Annotated in this window: 11 protein-coding genes; 9 read left to right on the top strand and 2 right to left on the bottom strand. The window is 71.5% G+C overall.

Annotated features, from left to right (window positions below):
- Positions 1-46: 46 nt before the first annotated feature.
- Positions 47-1,039 (bottom strand): bile acid:sodium symporter family protein, encoded by a 993-nt coding sequence (locus tag KRH_RS05875; RefSeq protein ID WP_012398267.1) that lies wholly within the window; start codon positions 1,037-1,039, stop codon positions 47-49.
- The gene (locus tag KRH_RS05880; RefSeq protein WP_041297581.1) at positions 1,036-1,692 is read right to left on the bottom strand and encodes an MBL fold metallo-hydrolase; all 657 of its coding nucleotides are present in this window, start codon (positions 1,690-1,692) and stop codon (positions 1,036-1,038) included. The genes KRH_RS05875 and KRH_RS05880 overlap by 4 nt, the downstream gene beginning before the upstream one ends.
- A gap of 216 nt (positions 1,693-1,908) precedes the next feature.
- On the opposite strand from KRH_RS05880, the gene KRH_RS05885 reads away from it, so the two are divergent.
- The 9 genes from KRH_RS05885 to whiA all read left to right on the top strand — a co-directional run bounded on the left by KRH_RS05885 (position 1,909) and on the right by whiA (position 14,142).
- Positions 1,909-2,433, top strand: a complete 525-nt coding sequence (locus KRH_RS05885) for a MarR family winged helix-turn-helix transcriptional regulator (protein WP_012398269.1) — start codon at positions 1,909-1,911, stop codon at positions 2,431-2,433.
- 117 nt (positions 2,434-2,550) lie between these two features.
- Positions 2,551-4,431, top strand: a complete 1,881-nt coding sequence (locus tag KRH_RS05890) for an MDR family MFS transporter (protein ID WP_012398270.1) — start codon at positions 2,551-2,553, stop codon at positions 4,429-4,431.
- A 133-nt stretch (positions 4,432-4,564) separates the two neighbouring features.
- On the top strand, positions 4,565-7,570 hold the full coding sequence (gene uvrA / locus KRH_RS05895) for an excinuclease ABC subunit UvrA (RefSeq protein ID WP_012398271.1): 3,006 nt from the start codon (positions 4,565-4,567) through the stop codon (positions 7,568-7,570).
- The gene (locus KRH_RS05900; RefSeq protein ID WP_012398272.1) at positions 7,567-8,256 is read left to right on the top strand and encodes an HAD hydrolase-like protein; all 690 of its coding nucleotides are present in this window, start codon (positions 7,567-7,569) and stop codon (positions 8,254-8,256) included. The genes uvrA and KRH_RS05900 overlap by 4 nt, the downstream gene beginning before the upstream one ends.
- Before the next feature lie 12 nt (positions 8,257-8,268).
- Positions 8,269-8,964, top strand: coding sequence for a lysophospholipid acyltransferase family protein (locus KRH_RS05905; protein ID WP_012398273.1), 696 nt, complete (start codon positions 8,269-8,271; stop codon positions 8,962-8,964).
- Complete coding sequence (uvrC, locus tag KRH_RS05910) at positions 8,957-11,026, top strand: excinuclease ABC subunit UvrC (protein ID WP_012398274.1); 2,070 nt, start codon at positions 8,957-8,959, stop codon at positions 11,024-11,026. Before KRH_RS05905 ends, uvrC begins: the two co-directional genes overlap by 8 nt.
- Before the next feature lie 58 nt (positions 11,027-11,084).
- The gene (gene rapZ / locus KRH_RS05915; RefSeq protein ID WP_012398275.1) at positions 11,085-11,999 is read left to right on the top strand and encodes an RNase adapter RapZ; all 915 of its coding nucleotides are present in this window, start codon (positions 11,085-11,087) and stop codon (positions 11,997-11,999) included.
- A gap of 27 nt (positions 12,000-12,026) precedes the next feature.
- The gene (locus KRH_RS05920; RefSeq protein WP_012398276.1) at positions 12,027-13,100 is read left to right on the top strand and encodes a gluconeogenesis factor YvcK family protein; all 1,074 of its coding nucleotides are present in this window, start codon (positions 12,027-12,029) and stop codon (positions 13,098-13,100) included.
- Between the two features lie 49 nt (positions 13,101-13,149).
- Positions 13,150-14,142, top strand: coding sequence for a DNA-binding protein WhiA (gene whiA / locus KRH_RS05925; protein WP_012398277.1), 993 nt, complete (start codon positions 13,150-13,152; stop codon positions 14,140-14,142).
- Positions 14,143-14,174: the final 32 nt, after the last annotated feature.

Genomic DNA, 14,174 nt, shown 5'->3' on the forward strand with positions numbered 1-14,174 from the left:
CCGGAACGGGACCGGTGCAGGGGCGCCGGGGAGGCCGGGGCGGGGTTCAGTCCGCGGTGCGTGGGGTGCGTGCGTCCGCGCGGCGGCACAGCAACGCGAAGACCGCGCCGGAGAGGTTGTGCCACACCGAGAACACCGCGCCGGGCAGCGCGGCCAGCGGCGACATGTACTGGGCGGCGAGACCGGCGGCGAGGCCGGAGTTCTGCATGCCCACCTCGATCGCGGTGGTGCGTCGCACGGGCGCGGGCTGGCCGGTCACCCGGCCCACGAGCCACCCCAGGGTCATGCCCAGGGCGTTGTGCACCGCCACCGCCACGAGCACCAGCAGGCCGGCCTGCAGGATCTTCTCCGCGGAGCCCGAGACCACGATGGCCACGATCACCGCGATCGTGAGCACGGACAGCCACGGCAGGACCGGGAGCAGTCGCGCGACCACGCGCGGCAGCACGAGGCGCACCACGAGTCCGGCCAGCACGGGCAGCAGCACCACCATGGCGATGGACTTCGCCATGGACCCGCCGTTGAGGGGCATGTAGGCTCCGGCGAGCCAGAGCGTCAGCAGGGGAGTGAGCAGCGGGGCCAGCAGGGTGGAGATGGACGTCATGGTCACCGATACCGCCACGTCACCGCGCGCCAGGTAGGAGACCACGTTGGAGGCGGTGCCGCCCGGCGCGCAGCCCACCAGGATCACGCCCGCCGCGATCTCCGGGGGCAGCTGCAGAGCCCACGAGACGAGCACGGCGATGCCGGGCATCAGCACGTACTGGGCCATCACGCCCACGAGGATCGGCACGGGCCGGGTGGCCACGAGCGCGAAGTCCGCGGGGCGCAGGGTCAGCCCCATGCCGAACATCACGAGCCCCAGCAGGGGGTTCGTCCAGGGCGCGGCCTGGTGCACGGCGGGTGCGAAGAGGTATCCCGCCGCGCCACCGGCCAGCACGAGCAGGGGGAACACGAGCACCGCCACGTAGGCGGCGCGGTCCTCGGAGCGCCCCGCGGCGGCGTCATTCTGCGGAGCGGACGCGGGAGAGGCGCTCACCAGCCGCGCTCTTCCCACTCCCGCAGGTGCGGCCGCTCGGCCCCCAGCGTGGTGGGCTCGCCGTGGCCGGGGTGGATCACGGTGTCGTCGTCGAAGCGGTCGAAGATGCGCTCGGTGACGTCCTGGAAGAGCTGGCGGAAGTCCTCGGGGGAGTTCGTCTTCCCCAGTCCGCCGGGGAACAGGGAGTCCCCGGTGAAGATGTGCGCGGGCCCTTCCGGGTCCCGGTAGACCAGGGCGATCGATCCCGGCGTGTGCCCGCGCAGCTCGATGACCTCCAGCTCGATGCCGTCGAGCTCGGCGGTGTCCCCGTTGTCGAAGGTCAGGTCCATGGGCACGGCGATGTCCGCCTCGTCCGCGGTGCCGCACGCGGTCATGGCCTCGGCGTGGGTGGCCACGTCCTCCAGCGCGCGCACGTGGTCCCAGTGCGAGTGCGTGGTGATGATCAGCTGCAGGTTGCCCCAGTCGGAGCAGTCCCCGGAGCCCGCGGCGACCATCCCGGCAATGGCCCGGGCATCGTCGGCGGCGTCGATGAGCACCTGGGTGCCCTCGGTCTTGGAGGTGAGCAGATACACGTTGTTTTCCATGTCGCTCACCGAGATCCGGCGGATCGTGATGTCGGTGAGCTCCGTGACCTCAGTCTGCGTAGCGATCATGCCCACGAGTGTAGGCGTCAGCACCGGCTGCGGCGAATAGCACGCCCGGCTGTGCGGGGCCTGCCCGCGCCGTGTGCCGAGGGTGGACAACAACCGACCCGAATTATATAGTTGCGTGAAGCAAATACTTGGGGGACGACGCCGCCGTGCCCACGGCCGCACGCCTACGGGCCGGGCCGTCGTCCCCGGGCACCACGGAAGGGGAGGACGCAGAGCATGGGGGTCTCGAACGGCACGGCCGAGCAGCTCGTCCGGGACCTCCTGGAGCTGCAGCGCGCCACCCGACGTGTGCTCAAGGCCACGGCCGCGCAGCGGGAGCTGACGGTGGTGCAGACCAACATCCTGACCATGCTCACGTGCATGCCGGGGCGCCGGGCCAAGGACATCGTGGCCGAGTCCAACCTGGGCGCGTCCGGCATGAGCCGCCAGCTGGCAGTGCTGGAGCAGCTGGGCCACGTGGTCCGCGCCCCGGACCCTGAGGACGGGCGGGCGCAGATCCTCAGCATCACCGACTCCGGACGGCGCGCCCTGGAGACGGCCCTGCGGGCGGACGCCCGCAGCCTCGTGGTGCGCCTAGCCGACCTGAGCGAGGCCGAGGCCGTCCGCACGAGTGCGGACCTCAAGCGCCTCACCGAGCTCTTCCTGAGCTCCTCCGGGATGTCCCCGATGACCACCGCCGTCCCCGTGGTGACCGGCGGCCCCGGCGACCCCGGCCCGCCGGGCCCCGGGCCCGGGCGCTGAGGCGGCCGCAACCGCACGAACGGCGCGGCTCGCCCGCGCACGCCCCGCACCACATCCCCCCACAGACCCCCGGCATAGCGCGCCCGGCACGGACCGGCGCGGAGAGGACACCTGCACATGACGCCAGCCCGCCAGCCCACATCCCGTACCCGCCCCGCACGCACGAGCGAGCAGGAGCACCGGGACGTCCTGAGAGCGCTCACCGGCATCCTCGCGGCGTTCTTCATGGCCATGGTCACCCTGACCATCATCGGCACCGCGCTGCCCGTGATCATGGCGGACCTCGGCGGGGACCAGACCGCCCTGTCCTGGACCGTGACCGGGACCCTGCTGGCGAACGCCGTGACCACGCCGATGTGGGGCAAGCTCGCGGACCTCTTCGACAAGAAGAAGCTGCTGCTCATGGCCATCGCCATCTTCGTGATCGGCTCCGGGGCGGCGGGCATCGCGGGATCCATCGGGATGCTCGTGGTGGCCCGTGTGATCCAGGGCGTGGGCATGGGCGGGCTCATGGCCCTCGCCCAGACGATCCTCGGCACCATCATCCCGCCGCGCGAACGCGGGCGCTACGCCGGGTACATGGGTGCCGTGATGGCCGTGGCCACCTCCGTGGGACCCTTGCTGGGCGGGCTGATCGTGGACGCGTTCGGCTGGCGCTGGTGCTTCCTGATCCCCGTGCCGCTCTCCCTGGTGGCGGCGGTCATCATCGTCCGGACCCTGCACCTGCCCGAGGTCTCTCGTGACCGCTCGCCCAGGGTGGACTTCCTGGGCATGGGGCTGCTCGCGCTGGCCACCTCCGCGCTGCTGCTGTGGGTGTCCTTCGCGGGCAAGCTCTTCGCGTGGGGCTCGTGGGAGTCGGTGCTGTTGATCGTGCTGGCGCTCGTGACCGCCGTGGCCTTCGTGGCCGTGGAGCGCCGCGCGAGCGAGCCCACCATGCCGCTGCACGTGATCACGGAGCGCACCACGGTGCTCGCGATCATCGCGGCGATCGCCACGGGCGCCGCCATGTTCGCCTCCACCACCTACCTGGGCCAGTACTTCCAGCTCGGTCAGGGCTACACGCCCACGGAGTCCGGCCTGCTGATGCTCCCGCAGGTGGTCGGCTCGTTCCTGGGCTCCACGATCGCGGGTCAGCTGATCTCCCGCTTCGGGCGCTGGAAGCGGATCCTGGTCGTGGGCGCGGTGGTGCTCGCGGTGGGGCTCTTCCTCGGCGCCGGGCTCACGCACACGACCCCCGCGTGGCTCGTGGGGATCTTCATCTGCCTCGTGGGGCTGGGCGTGGGCACGCTCAACCAGAACCTCGTGCTCGCGGTGCAGAACACCGTGGGGCTCAAGGACATGGGCGCCGCGTCCTCCGCGGTCGCGTTCTTCCGCACGGTGGGCGGCGCCGTGGCGGTGTCCATGTTCGGTGCGCTGCTCACCCGGCACATGGCCACGCAGATGTCCCGGTTCGCGGCGGAGCACGGCATGGATTCCTCGGCCACGCCCGACGCCGCGTCCATCGACCTCGCGGGGCTGCCCCCCGAGGTGCTGGGGGCCGTCCGCGAGGCGTACGGCACGGGCACCGGTCTGCTGTTCCTCGTGGCCGGGATCGCGTCCCTCGTGACCCTGCTGTGCGTGCTGCTCATGAAGGAGACCCCGCTGCGCACCACCGTGGACGTGGCGGAGGTGGACCCCGAGACCGGTCAGATCACCCTGGTCACCAGGGAGGTCAACCCCGTGGAGGCCGCGGGGCTGCGGATGCAGCACGCGGAGACGGGGCAGATCCCGGTGGTGGACCCCACTGCCACGGGGCTGCGCCGGGGCGCGGGGGAGGAGGCAGCGGCCCATCCCCGGGACGAGGGCGCGACGCCGCACGTGGGCGACCCGGCGTCGTCGTCCCCCGGCGCCGACGGCGGGCGCACCGATCGCGCCGTCCACGAGACCGCGCAGCCCCGGGAGGACGACGCCGCCCGCGGCCCCGGGCGGGCATCCGGCGGTCCGCGCCACCGGGCCTGAGCGCCCGCCCCGGGGGTTGCGCGCTGGGCTGACTCCCCGGGCGGGGGCGGTGGCCGTGTCGGTGCCGGGTACTAGAGTTGCAGCCGTGTCAGAGCGAACCCACGAAACCTCCAGCGACCGCCAGTCCAGCTCCGTGCTCGCGGAGCGGACCGCCCACGAACACGCCCCGAAGACCCGCGCGTCCGGTGTCTCGGACCTCACCGAGATCGTGGTGCAGGGCGCCCGGGAGCACAACCTCAAGAACGTGGACCTCACCATCCCGCGGGACTCCATGGTGGTGTTCACGGGGCTCTCCGGCTCCGGGAAGTCCTCGCTCGCGTTCGACACCATCTTCGCGGAGGGCCAGCGCCGCTACGTCGAGTCGCTGTCCTCGTACGCGCGCATGTTCCTGGGCCGGGTGGACAAGCCGGACGTCGACTTCATCGAGGGACTCTCCCCGGCGGTGTCCATCGATCAGAAGTCCACCTCCCGCAACCCGCGCTCCACCGTGGGCACCATCACCGAGATCTACGACTACATGCGCCTGCTGTGGGCGCGCATCGGCCGCGCGCACTGCCCGGTGTGCGGGGAGCCCATCACCCGGCAGACGCCGCAGCAGATCGTGGACCAGCTGCTGGAGCTGCCCGAGCGCACCCGCTTCATGGTGCTCGCCCCCGTGGTCAAGGGCCGCAAGGGGGAGTTCCAGGACCTCTTCCAGCAGCTGAGCCAGCAGGGCTATGCGCGCGCCGTGGTGGACGGCGAGACCGTGCAGCTCGAGGACGCCCCCAAGCTCAAGAAGCAGTACAAGCACACCATCGACGTGGTGGTGGACCGCCTCACGGCCAAGCCGGACGCGCGCCAGCGCCTCACGGACTCCGTGGAGACCGCACTGAACCTCGCGGACGGCCGCGTGGTCGTGGAGCTCGTGACCCGCGAGGGCGAGCAGTCCCCGTGGCAGGACGTCCGGCGCACGTTCTCCGAGCACCTCGCGTGCCCCAACGAGCACGAGCTGCAGAGCGACGAGATCGAGCCCCGCTCCTTCTCCTTCAACGCCCCGTTCGGCGCGTGCCCCGAGTGCGACGGCATCGGCTCGCGGCTGGAGGTGGACGAGGACCTCGTGGTGCCCAACCCGGACCTCTCTCTCGTGGAGGGCGCGATTGCCCCGTGGTCCCTCGGCAAGGCCACCAGCGAGTACTGGAACCGGCTGCTCGCCGGCCTCGGCAAGGAGGTCGGCTTCGACATGGTCACGCCGTGGAAGGACCTCCCCGCCAAGGCGCGCCGCGCCGTGCTCGAGGGCAAGGACTACAAGGTCACGGTGGCCTACCGCAACCGCTGGGGCCGCGAGCGCAAGTACTCGCAGGGCTTCGAGGGCGTGTACGGCTACATCAAGCGCAAGCACGAGGAAACCGAGTCCGACCACGCCAAGGACCGCTACGAGCAGTACATGCGCCAGGTGGCGTGCCCGGCGTGCGGCGGGGCCCGGCTGAACCCCACGATCCTCGGGGTCACCGTGGGCGGGAAGAACATCGCCGAGGCCACCCGCCTGCCCATGCGGGACTCGCTGACCTTCTTCGAGAACCTCGAGCTCAGCGAACGGGACGCCACGATCGGCGACCAGGTGCTCAAGGAGATCGTCGCGCGGCTGACGTTCCTGATCGACGTGGGCCTGGACTACCTCAACCTGGAACGGGCGGCGGCCACGCTCTCCGGCGGTGAGGCCCAGCGGATCCGGCTGGCCACCCAGATCGGCGCGGGACTCGTGGGCGTGCTCTACGTGCTCGACGAGCCGTCCATCGGGCTGCACCAGCGCGACAACCGCCGGCTCATCGACACCCTGCTGCGGCTGCGGGACATGGGTAACACCCTGATCGTGGTCGAGCACGACGAGGACACCATGCGCGAGGCGGACTGGATCGTGGATGTGGGCCCGGGCGCCGGCGTCCACGGCGGGGACGTGGTGCACTCCGGCACCTACGACCAGCTGCTCGAGAACCGCGAGTCGATCACGGCGGACTACCTCACCGGCCGCAAGCTCATCGAGGTCCCGGCCACCCGCCGCCCGGTGGACAAGAAGCGGAAGCTGACCGTGGTGGGAGCCAGGGAGAACAACCTCCAGAACCTCACGGTCGACTTCCCGCTGGGTGTGTTCGTGGCGGTCACGGGTGTGTCCGGCTCGGGCAAGTCCACGCTCGTGAACGACATCCTCTACACGAGCCTGGCCAACCAGCTCAACGGCGCCAAGCAGGTCCCCGGGCGGCACCGGCGCATCGACGGTCTGGAGCACCTGGACAAGGTGGTGCACGTGGACCAGAGCCCCATCGGGCGCACGCCGCGCTCGAACCCGGCCACGTACACCGGCGTGTTCGACCGCATCCGCAAGCTGTTCGCCGAGACCCAGGAGGCCAAGGTCCGCGGCTACCAGCAGGGCCGGTTCTCCTTCAACGTCAAGGGCGGGCGCTGCGAGGCGTGCTCCGGTGACGGCACCCTCAAGATCGAGATGAACTTCCTGCCGGATGTCTACGTCCCGTGCGAGGTGTGCAAGGGGGCCCGCTACAACAGGGAAACCCTGGAGGTGCACTACAAGGGCAAGAACATCGCCGAGGTGCTGGACATGCCCATCGAGGAGGCGGCCGAGTTCTTCGCCCCGTTCACGGCGATCGCGCGCTACCTCACCACGCTCGTGGAGGTGGGTCTGGGCTACGTGCGACTCGGGCAGCCGGCCACCACGCTCTCCGGCGGTGAGGCCCAGCGGGTCAAGCTCGCCGCAGAGCTGCAGAAGCGCTCCAACGGGCGCACCGTGTACGTGCTGGACGAGCCCACCACGGGTCTGCACTTCGAGGACATCCGCAAGCTGCTGATGGTGCTGCAGAGCCTCGTGGACAAGGGCAACAGCGTGATGACCATCGAGCACAACCTGGACGTGGTGAAGTCCGCGGACTGGATCGTGGATCTCGGTCCCAACGGCGGCTCGGGTGGCGGCACGGTCGTGGCCGAGGGCACGCCGGAACAGGTCGCGCAGAACCCGGAGAGCTTCACCGGCCAGTTCCTCCGGGAGGTCCTGGAGAACTCCGCGGCCCGCGAGGCCGCCCACCGGGCCGGTTCCCCGGTACCCGCAGCGGTCGCCGCGGGGCGCAGCGGGTCCGCCGGGGCGTCGTCGTGAACGGTCAGCGTCCCGTGGTGCTGTGGGACCTGGACGGCACCGTCCTGGACCCGGCTGGCGCCATCACGGAGGGCATCGCCGAAGCCCTGTGGGCGTGCGGCTTCGAGGCCCCGGAGAACCTCGACCGGTTCGTGGGACCGCCCATCGGCGAGTCCCTGCGGCGGTTCACGGACGTCCCCGAGGACCAGATCGCCCAGGTGGTCAGCGTCTACCGGGCCGGGTATCTCACCGAGGGGCTCGAGCGCACCACCGTGTACCCCGGAATTCTCGAGGTCCTGCAGTCCCTGCGGGAGCGCGGCGTCCGTCAGGCCGTGGCCACCCAGAAGCCGGAGCACATTGCGCTGGAGGTGGTCGAGCGCTTCGAGCTCGATAGGTTCTTCGACACGGTCAGCGGCGCCGCCGACGACCTCGCGCCGCCCGGTGGCGGGGCGGGCCGGCTCCACGACAAGCCCGCCATCATCGCCGAGGCCCTGCGGCGGCTGGGCGCGCTGCCCCCGGACCCCGCGCGCACCGTGATGGTCGGGGACCGCAGCTACGACGTCGAGGGCGCCCGCAGCCAGGGGATCGACTGCGTGGGAGCGTGCTGGGGCTTCGCCCAGCCCGGGGAGCTGGACACCGGGTGCGCCGCGCTCGCCCGTGAGCCCGGTGATTTGGCACACTTGCTCAGTCGGTACACGGACCAGTAGGGAGCGGCGGCAATGATCACCAAGTACGACCTGACCAAGGCCACGGTGGCCCGCGCCCTGCGCATGCTGTGCCGCCCGGTGGTCTCGGGCCTGGACCGGCTGCCCGAGACCGGGCCCGTGATCATCGCGTCCAACCACCTCTCCTTCCTGGACTCCGTGATCATCTCGGCGTTCATGCCGCGCCGGGTGAAGTTCATCGCCAAGGCCGAGTACGTCAACAGCCCCGGGATCAAGGGCCGGTTCATGCGCGAGGCGTTCGAGTTCATCGACATCATCCCCGTGGCCCGCGGCCAGCAGAGCGAGTCGGTGGCCGCACTGGACCCGGCCGTCGAGCACCTGGAGAACGGCAACGTGTTCGGCATCTACCCGGAGGGCACCCGCTCCCGGGACGGCTACCTGTACCGCGGCCACTCCGGGGTGGCCTACCTGGCCTTCAAGACCGGGGCACCCGTGGTCCCCGTGGGACTCATCGGGACCCAGCGGCTGCAGCCGCCGGGGGCCACCATGATCCGCCCGGCCAAGTTCGAGATGCACGTGGGGGAGCCCATCATGGTCCCCGGCGCGGGCCCCGGGCAGCGCCAGACCGGCAAGATGCGCAAGGACCTCGTGGAGTACCTCATGACCACCATCGCCGGGCTCTCCGGCCAGCCGCTCAAGGACGCCTACAACGTGTCCCCGTCCGCGGAGAAGGACCTGGGGCGTGGCTGATCCGGCGAGCTACAAGCCGGCCCGTCAGGACATCCCCACCAATCCGGGGGTCTACCGCTTCCGGGACGAGCACGGCCGCGTCATCTACGTGGGCAAGGCCAAGAACCTGCGGAACAGGGTCTCCTCCTACTTCGCACCCCTGCACCAGCTGGCACCCAAGACCCGCGCCATGGTCACCACCGCGGCTGCGGTGCAGTGGACCGTGGTGGGCTCCGAGTTCGAGTCCCTCCAGCTCGAGTACACGTGGATCAAGGAGTTCGCCCCCCGGTTCAACATCGCCTACCGGGACGACAAGTCCTACCCGTACCTCGCGGTCACCATGTCCGAGGACGTTCCCCGGGCCATGGTCACGCGCGGCGAGAAGAAGCCCGGCAACCGCTACTTCGGCCCCTACTCCCAGGCGTGGGCCATCCGCGACACCCTGGACGCCCTGCTGCGGGTGTTTCCCGTGCGCACGTGCACCACGGGGGTGTACCAGCGCGCCGAGCGCAGCGGCCGGCCGTGCCTGCTGGGCTACATCGACAAGTGCTCCGCCCCGTGTGTGGGCAACATCTCGCAGGAGGAGCACCGCGAGCTCGCGGACGACCTCTGCCGCTTCATGGCGGGCCACGCCAAGCCGTACATCCGCGAGCTGACCCGGCAGATGAACGAGGCCGCCGAGTGCATGGACTTCGAGACCGCGGCCGCACGCCGCGACGACGTGGGTGCGCTGGAACGGGTCTTCGAGCGCAACACCGTGGTGCTCACGGACTCCACGGACGCGGACTTCTTCGCGATCGCCGAGGACGAGCTTGAGGCGGCCGTGCAGGTCTTCCACGTGCGCGGCGGGCGCATCCGCGGCCAGCGCGGCTGGATCACGGAGAAGGTCGAGGACGTCACCACGGCGCAGCTGATGACCAACCTGCTCCAGCAGGTCTACGGCGAGGCGCAGTCCGGACTGGCCCCGGCGGCGTCGGGCCGCAGGAGGACCGCACGCCACGGCAGCGAGGACGTGGTGGGCCAGCACCGGCGCACGTCCGAGCTCGCGTACCGACAGGACACCATCCCGCGCGCGGTGCACGTGAGCGTGCTGCCGGACGAGGCGGACGAGATCCGGGCCTGGCTCAGCGAGCTGCGTGGCTCCCAGGTGACCGTCCAGCGCCCGCAGCGCGGGGACAAGGCCCAGCTGCTCGAGACGGTGGCCGAGAACGCCCGGCAGGCGCTGACCCTGCACAAGTCCCGCCGGGCCGGGGACCTCACCACGCGTTCGGCCTCACTGCAGCAGCTGCAGGAGGCGCTCGGGCTGCCGGACGCACTCATGCGCATCGAGTGCTACGACATCTCCCACGTGCAGGGCACCAACGTGGTGGCGTCCATGGTGGTGTTCGAGGACGGGCTGCCGCGCAAGTCCGAGTACCGCAAGTTCTCGATCACCGGGGACGCCGCCCGGGACGACACCGCCTCGATGTACGACGTGATCCACCGCAGGTTCTCCCGCCACGTGGAGCAGCAGCGCCGCGCCGCCGAGAAGGGCGTGAGCACGGGGGAGGTGGCCGCCGACGACGACGAGGGCACCACCCGGGCCTTCGCGTACCCGCCCAACCTGGTGATCGTGGACGGCGGTCCGCCCCAGGTGGCCGCGGCGCAGCGCGCCCTGGACGACCTCCGGGTCACGGACGTGCACGTGGTGGGCCTGGCCAAGCGCCTGGAGGAGGTGTGGGTGCCCGACGACGAGTTCCCCGTGATCCTGCCGCGCGCCTCCGAGGGCCTGTTCCTCATGCAGCGCGTGCGCGACGAGGCCCACCGCTTCGCGATCACCTTCCACCGGCAGAAGCGCTCCAAGGCCATGACCGTCTCCGCGCTGGACGAGGTCCCCGGGCTCGGGCCGGCCAAGCAGAAGGCGCTGCTGAAGCACTTCGGCTCCGTCAAGAAGCTGCGCGCGGCCACCGCCGAGCAGATCCTGGAGGTCAAGGGCTTCGGACCGGCCCTGGCCGTGAAGGTGGCGCAGGCGCTGGGAGGGGAGGCGGCGGCGTCGTCGACCGCCCCGGCGGTGGACACCGGAACGGGCGAACTGCTCGACTGAATCTGGTCTACCCTGAAGGGGAACCTTGCAGTCGGTAGATCAGGCGGTCCGTCAGACCATGAGCACCCCACCACCGGATGCCGCGCCCACGCTGGAGCCGGTGAAGCCCCCCACGGCCGAGCTGCTGATCGTCACCGGGATGTCCGGCGCGGGCCGCTCCACGGCGGCCAACGCCCTGGAGGACCTCGGGTGGTACGTGGTGGACAACCTCCCGCCGCAGATGCTCGGGACCCTCGCCGACCTCGCCTCGCGCACCCCGCAGAGCCTGCCCAAGCTGGCCGTGGTGATCGACGTCCGCGGCAAGGCGCTGTTCAACGACATGAAGGAGACCCTGGCCGCGCTCGAGCACTCCGGTGTGGAGTTCTCGGTGCTGTTCCTGGAGGCCTCGGACGAGGTGCTGGTCTCCCGCTACGAGCTCCAGCGCAGACCCCACCCGTTGCAGGCCGGGGGGCGGATCCTGGACGGCATCCGGGCCGAGCGCGAGCTGCTGAAGGACCTGCGCGAGACGGCGGACTCGGTGCTGGACACCACGTCCTTCAACGTCCACGCGCTGACCCGGGCCGTCGCGGACATGTTCTCCACGAGCGGGCCGGTGGTGCTGCGGCTGACCGTGATGAGCTTCGGCTTCAAGTACGGGGTCCCCGCGGACGCCAACTTCGTGGCGGACGTGCGCTTCATCCCCAATCCGCACTGGGTCCCCGCGCTGCGCCCCCGCACGGGCAAGGACCCCGAGGTGCGGGACTACGTCTTCGCCACGGACGGCGCCCAGACCTTCGTGGACCGCTTCGTGTCCATGCTCGAACCGGTGTTCGCGGGCTACCGCACCGAGAGCAAGCACTACGCGACCATCGCGATCGGCTGCACGGGGGGCAAGCACCGCTCGGTGGCCATCACCGAGGAGGTCGCGCGGCGGCTGAGCAAGTCCCCGCGCGTGACCGTGAACCTCCAGCACCGTGACATGGGCCGCGAGTAGCCCGGACCCCCAGACCCTACGGAAACCATGAGCTCATTCCCCACCACCGGCGCGCTGCCTCGGCTGCCGCTGAGCAGCCGGCGCGACGTCGACCCGTACCACTCCCTGGACCCCCGCGCCCGCGACGGCCTCACCGACGCGGACTCGGTGGTCGCCCTGGGCGGCGGCCACGGCCTCTCCGCGAGCCTGTCCGCCCTGCGCCTGCTGGCGCCGGCACTGACCGCGGTGGTCACGGTCGCCGACGACGGCGGCTCGTCCGGGCGGCTGCGCGACGACCTCGGCGTGCTGCCCCCCGGCGACCTGCGGATGGCCCTGGCCGCGCTGTGCGACGACTCCCAGTGGGGGCGCACGTGGAGCGACGTGATGCAGCACCGCTTCAGCGTGAAGGCCCACCCGGACGAGGGGCTCGACAACCACGCCCTGGGCAACCTGCTGATCGTCACGCTGTGGGAGCTGCTGGGTGATCCCGTCGAGGGCCTGCGGTGGGCCGGGGCGCTGCTCGGGGCCCGCGGCCAGGTGCTGCCCATGAGCTGCGTGCCGCTCGTGATCGAGGGGGACGTCTCCCCGGGCAGCAGCCCCACGGTCGCGTGCCCGCCCGAGTCCGTGACCCGCACCGTCACGGGGCAGTCCCGCCTGGCCAAGGAGGCGGACGTGTGCAATGTGCGCCTCTCGCCGTCCCAGGCCCCGGCCTGCCCGGAGGCCCTCACGGCCATCGAGGAGGCCGCGTGGGTGGTGCTGGGCCCGGGGTCCTGGCACACCTCGGTGCTGCCGCACCTGCTGCTGCCCCAGCTGCGGGACGCCATCTGCGCCTCGCCCGCCAAGCGGCTGGTCACGCTGAACCTCTCGCGGGACTCGGAGACCCTGAGCATGGGCTCGGGGGACCAGCTGCGGGTGCTCAAGCGCTACGCCCCGGAGCTGCGCCTCGACGTAGTGCTCGCGGACCCGTCCGCCGCGGAGTCCCCCAAGGACGTCGAGGCGGCGGCCGCCCAGCTCGGCGCCGTGGTGCACTGGGACTCGCTGCGGGACAAGGACGGCAGCTCCGTGCACAACCCCTTCAAACTGGCCGCGGCCTACCAGCAGATCATGAACGCGGAGCCCTGAGCGCCCCGAGCGCCCGCCCGCCCGCCCGTACGCAAGGAGATCGACGTCTATGGCATTGACCGCCTCGGTCAAGGAAGAACTCGCCCACCTGCAGGTCCGCAAGTCCGCGGTGCGCGCGGCGGAGCTGTCCGCGCTGCTGCGCTTCGCGGGGGGACTGCACATCGTGGCGGGGCGGATCGTGGTGGAGGCGGAGCTCGACACCGAGTCCGTGGCGCGCCGCGCGGTGCGCACCGTGGGGGAGGTCTTCGGCCACGAGTGCGAACTCGGCGTGATGAGCGGTGGCGGGCTGCGTCGCGAGCCCACGTGGGTGGTGCGCGTCGCCCGTGACGGTGAGGCCCTCGCGCGGCGCACCGGTCTGCTGGACGCGCACGGGCGCCCCGTGCGGGGACTGCCGCCCACCGTGGTCAACGGCAGCGTGGACGAGTCGGCCGCGGTGATCCGCGGGGCGTTCCTGGCCCACGGCTCCCTCACCGAGCCCGGCCGTGCCGCGGCCATGGAGTTCACGTGCCCCGGCCCGGAGGCCGCCCTCGCGCTCGTGGGCTCCGCCCGCCGCCTCGACGTGCTGGCCAAGGCCCGCCAGGTGCGCGGCGTGGACCGGGTGGTGGTGCGCGACGGCGACACGATCGCCGCGCTGCTGACCCGGCTGGGCGCACACCGGGCGCTGCTGCAGTGGGAGGACCGGCGCATGCGCAAGGAGGTCCGCGCCACTGCCAACCGGCTCGCCAACTTCGACGACGCGAACCTGCGCCGCTCCGCCCAGGCGGCCGTGACGGCCGGCGCCAAGGTGGAGCGCGCCCTCGACATCCTGGGCGACGAGGCCCCCGAGCACCTGCGGGCCGCGGGCCGGCTGCGCGTGGCCAACAAGCAGGCGAGCCTCGACGAGCTCGGGCGGCTGTCCGATCCGCCGCTGACCAAGGACGCGATCGCCGGGCGGATCCGGCGGCTGCTGGCCATGGCCGACCGCCGGGCCGAGGAGCTGGGGATCGCCACCACCACCGAGTTCGCGGCCCAGGCCGGAGGGGCGCAGGCGCGGGCCCACTAGCACGGGCCGGTGAACCCCGCATGAATGTTGGT

The sequence above is a fragment of the Kocuria rhizophila DC2201 genome, from assembly GCF_000010285.1.
Lineage (GTDB): Bacteria > Actinomycetota > Actinomycetes > Actinomycetales > Micrococcaceae > Kocuria > Kocuria rhizophila_A.

Coding starts and splice junctions, on each gene's coding strand:
- KRH_RS05880 (WP_041297581.1), bottom strand. CDS start 1,692: ATGATCGCTACGCAGACTGAGGTCACGGAGCTCACCGACATCACGATC.
- KRH_RS05885 (WP_012398269.1), top strand. CDS start 1,909: ATGGGGGTCTCGAACGGCACGGCCGAGCAGCTCGTCCGGGACCTCCTG.
- KRH_RS05890 (WP_012398270.1), top strand. CDS start 2,551: ATGACGCCAGCCCGCCAGCCCACATCCCGTACCCGCCCCGCACGCACG.
- KRH_RS05905 (WP_012398273.1), top strand. CDS start 8,269: ATGATCACCAAGTACGACCTGACCAAGGCCACGGTGGCCCGCGCCCTG.
- rapZ (WP_012398275.1), top strand. CDS start 11,085: ATGAGCACCCCACCACCGGATGCCGCGCCCACGCTGGAGCCGGTGAAG.
- KRH_RS05920 (WP_012398276.1), top strand. CDS start 12,027: ATGAGCTCATTCCCCACCACCGGCGCGCTGCCTCGGCTGCCGCTGAGC.
- whiA (WP_012398277.1), top strand. CDS start 13,150: ATGGCATTGACCGCCTCGGTCAAGGAAGAACTCGCCCACCTGCAGGTC.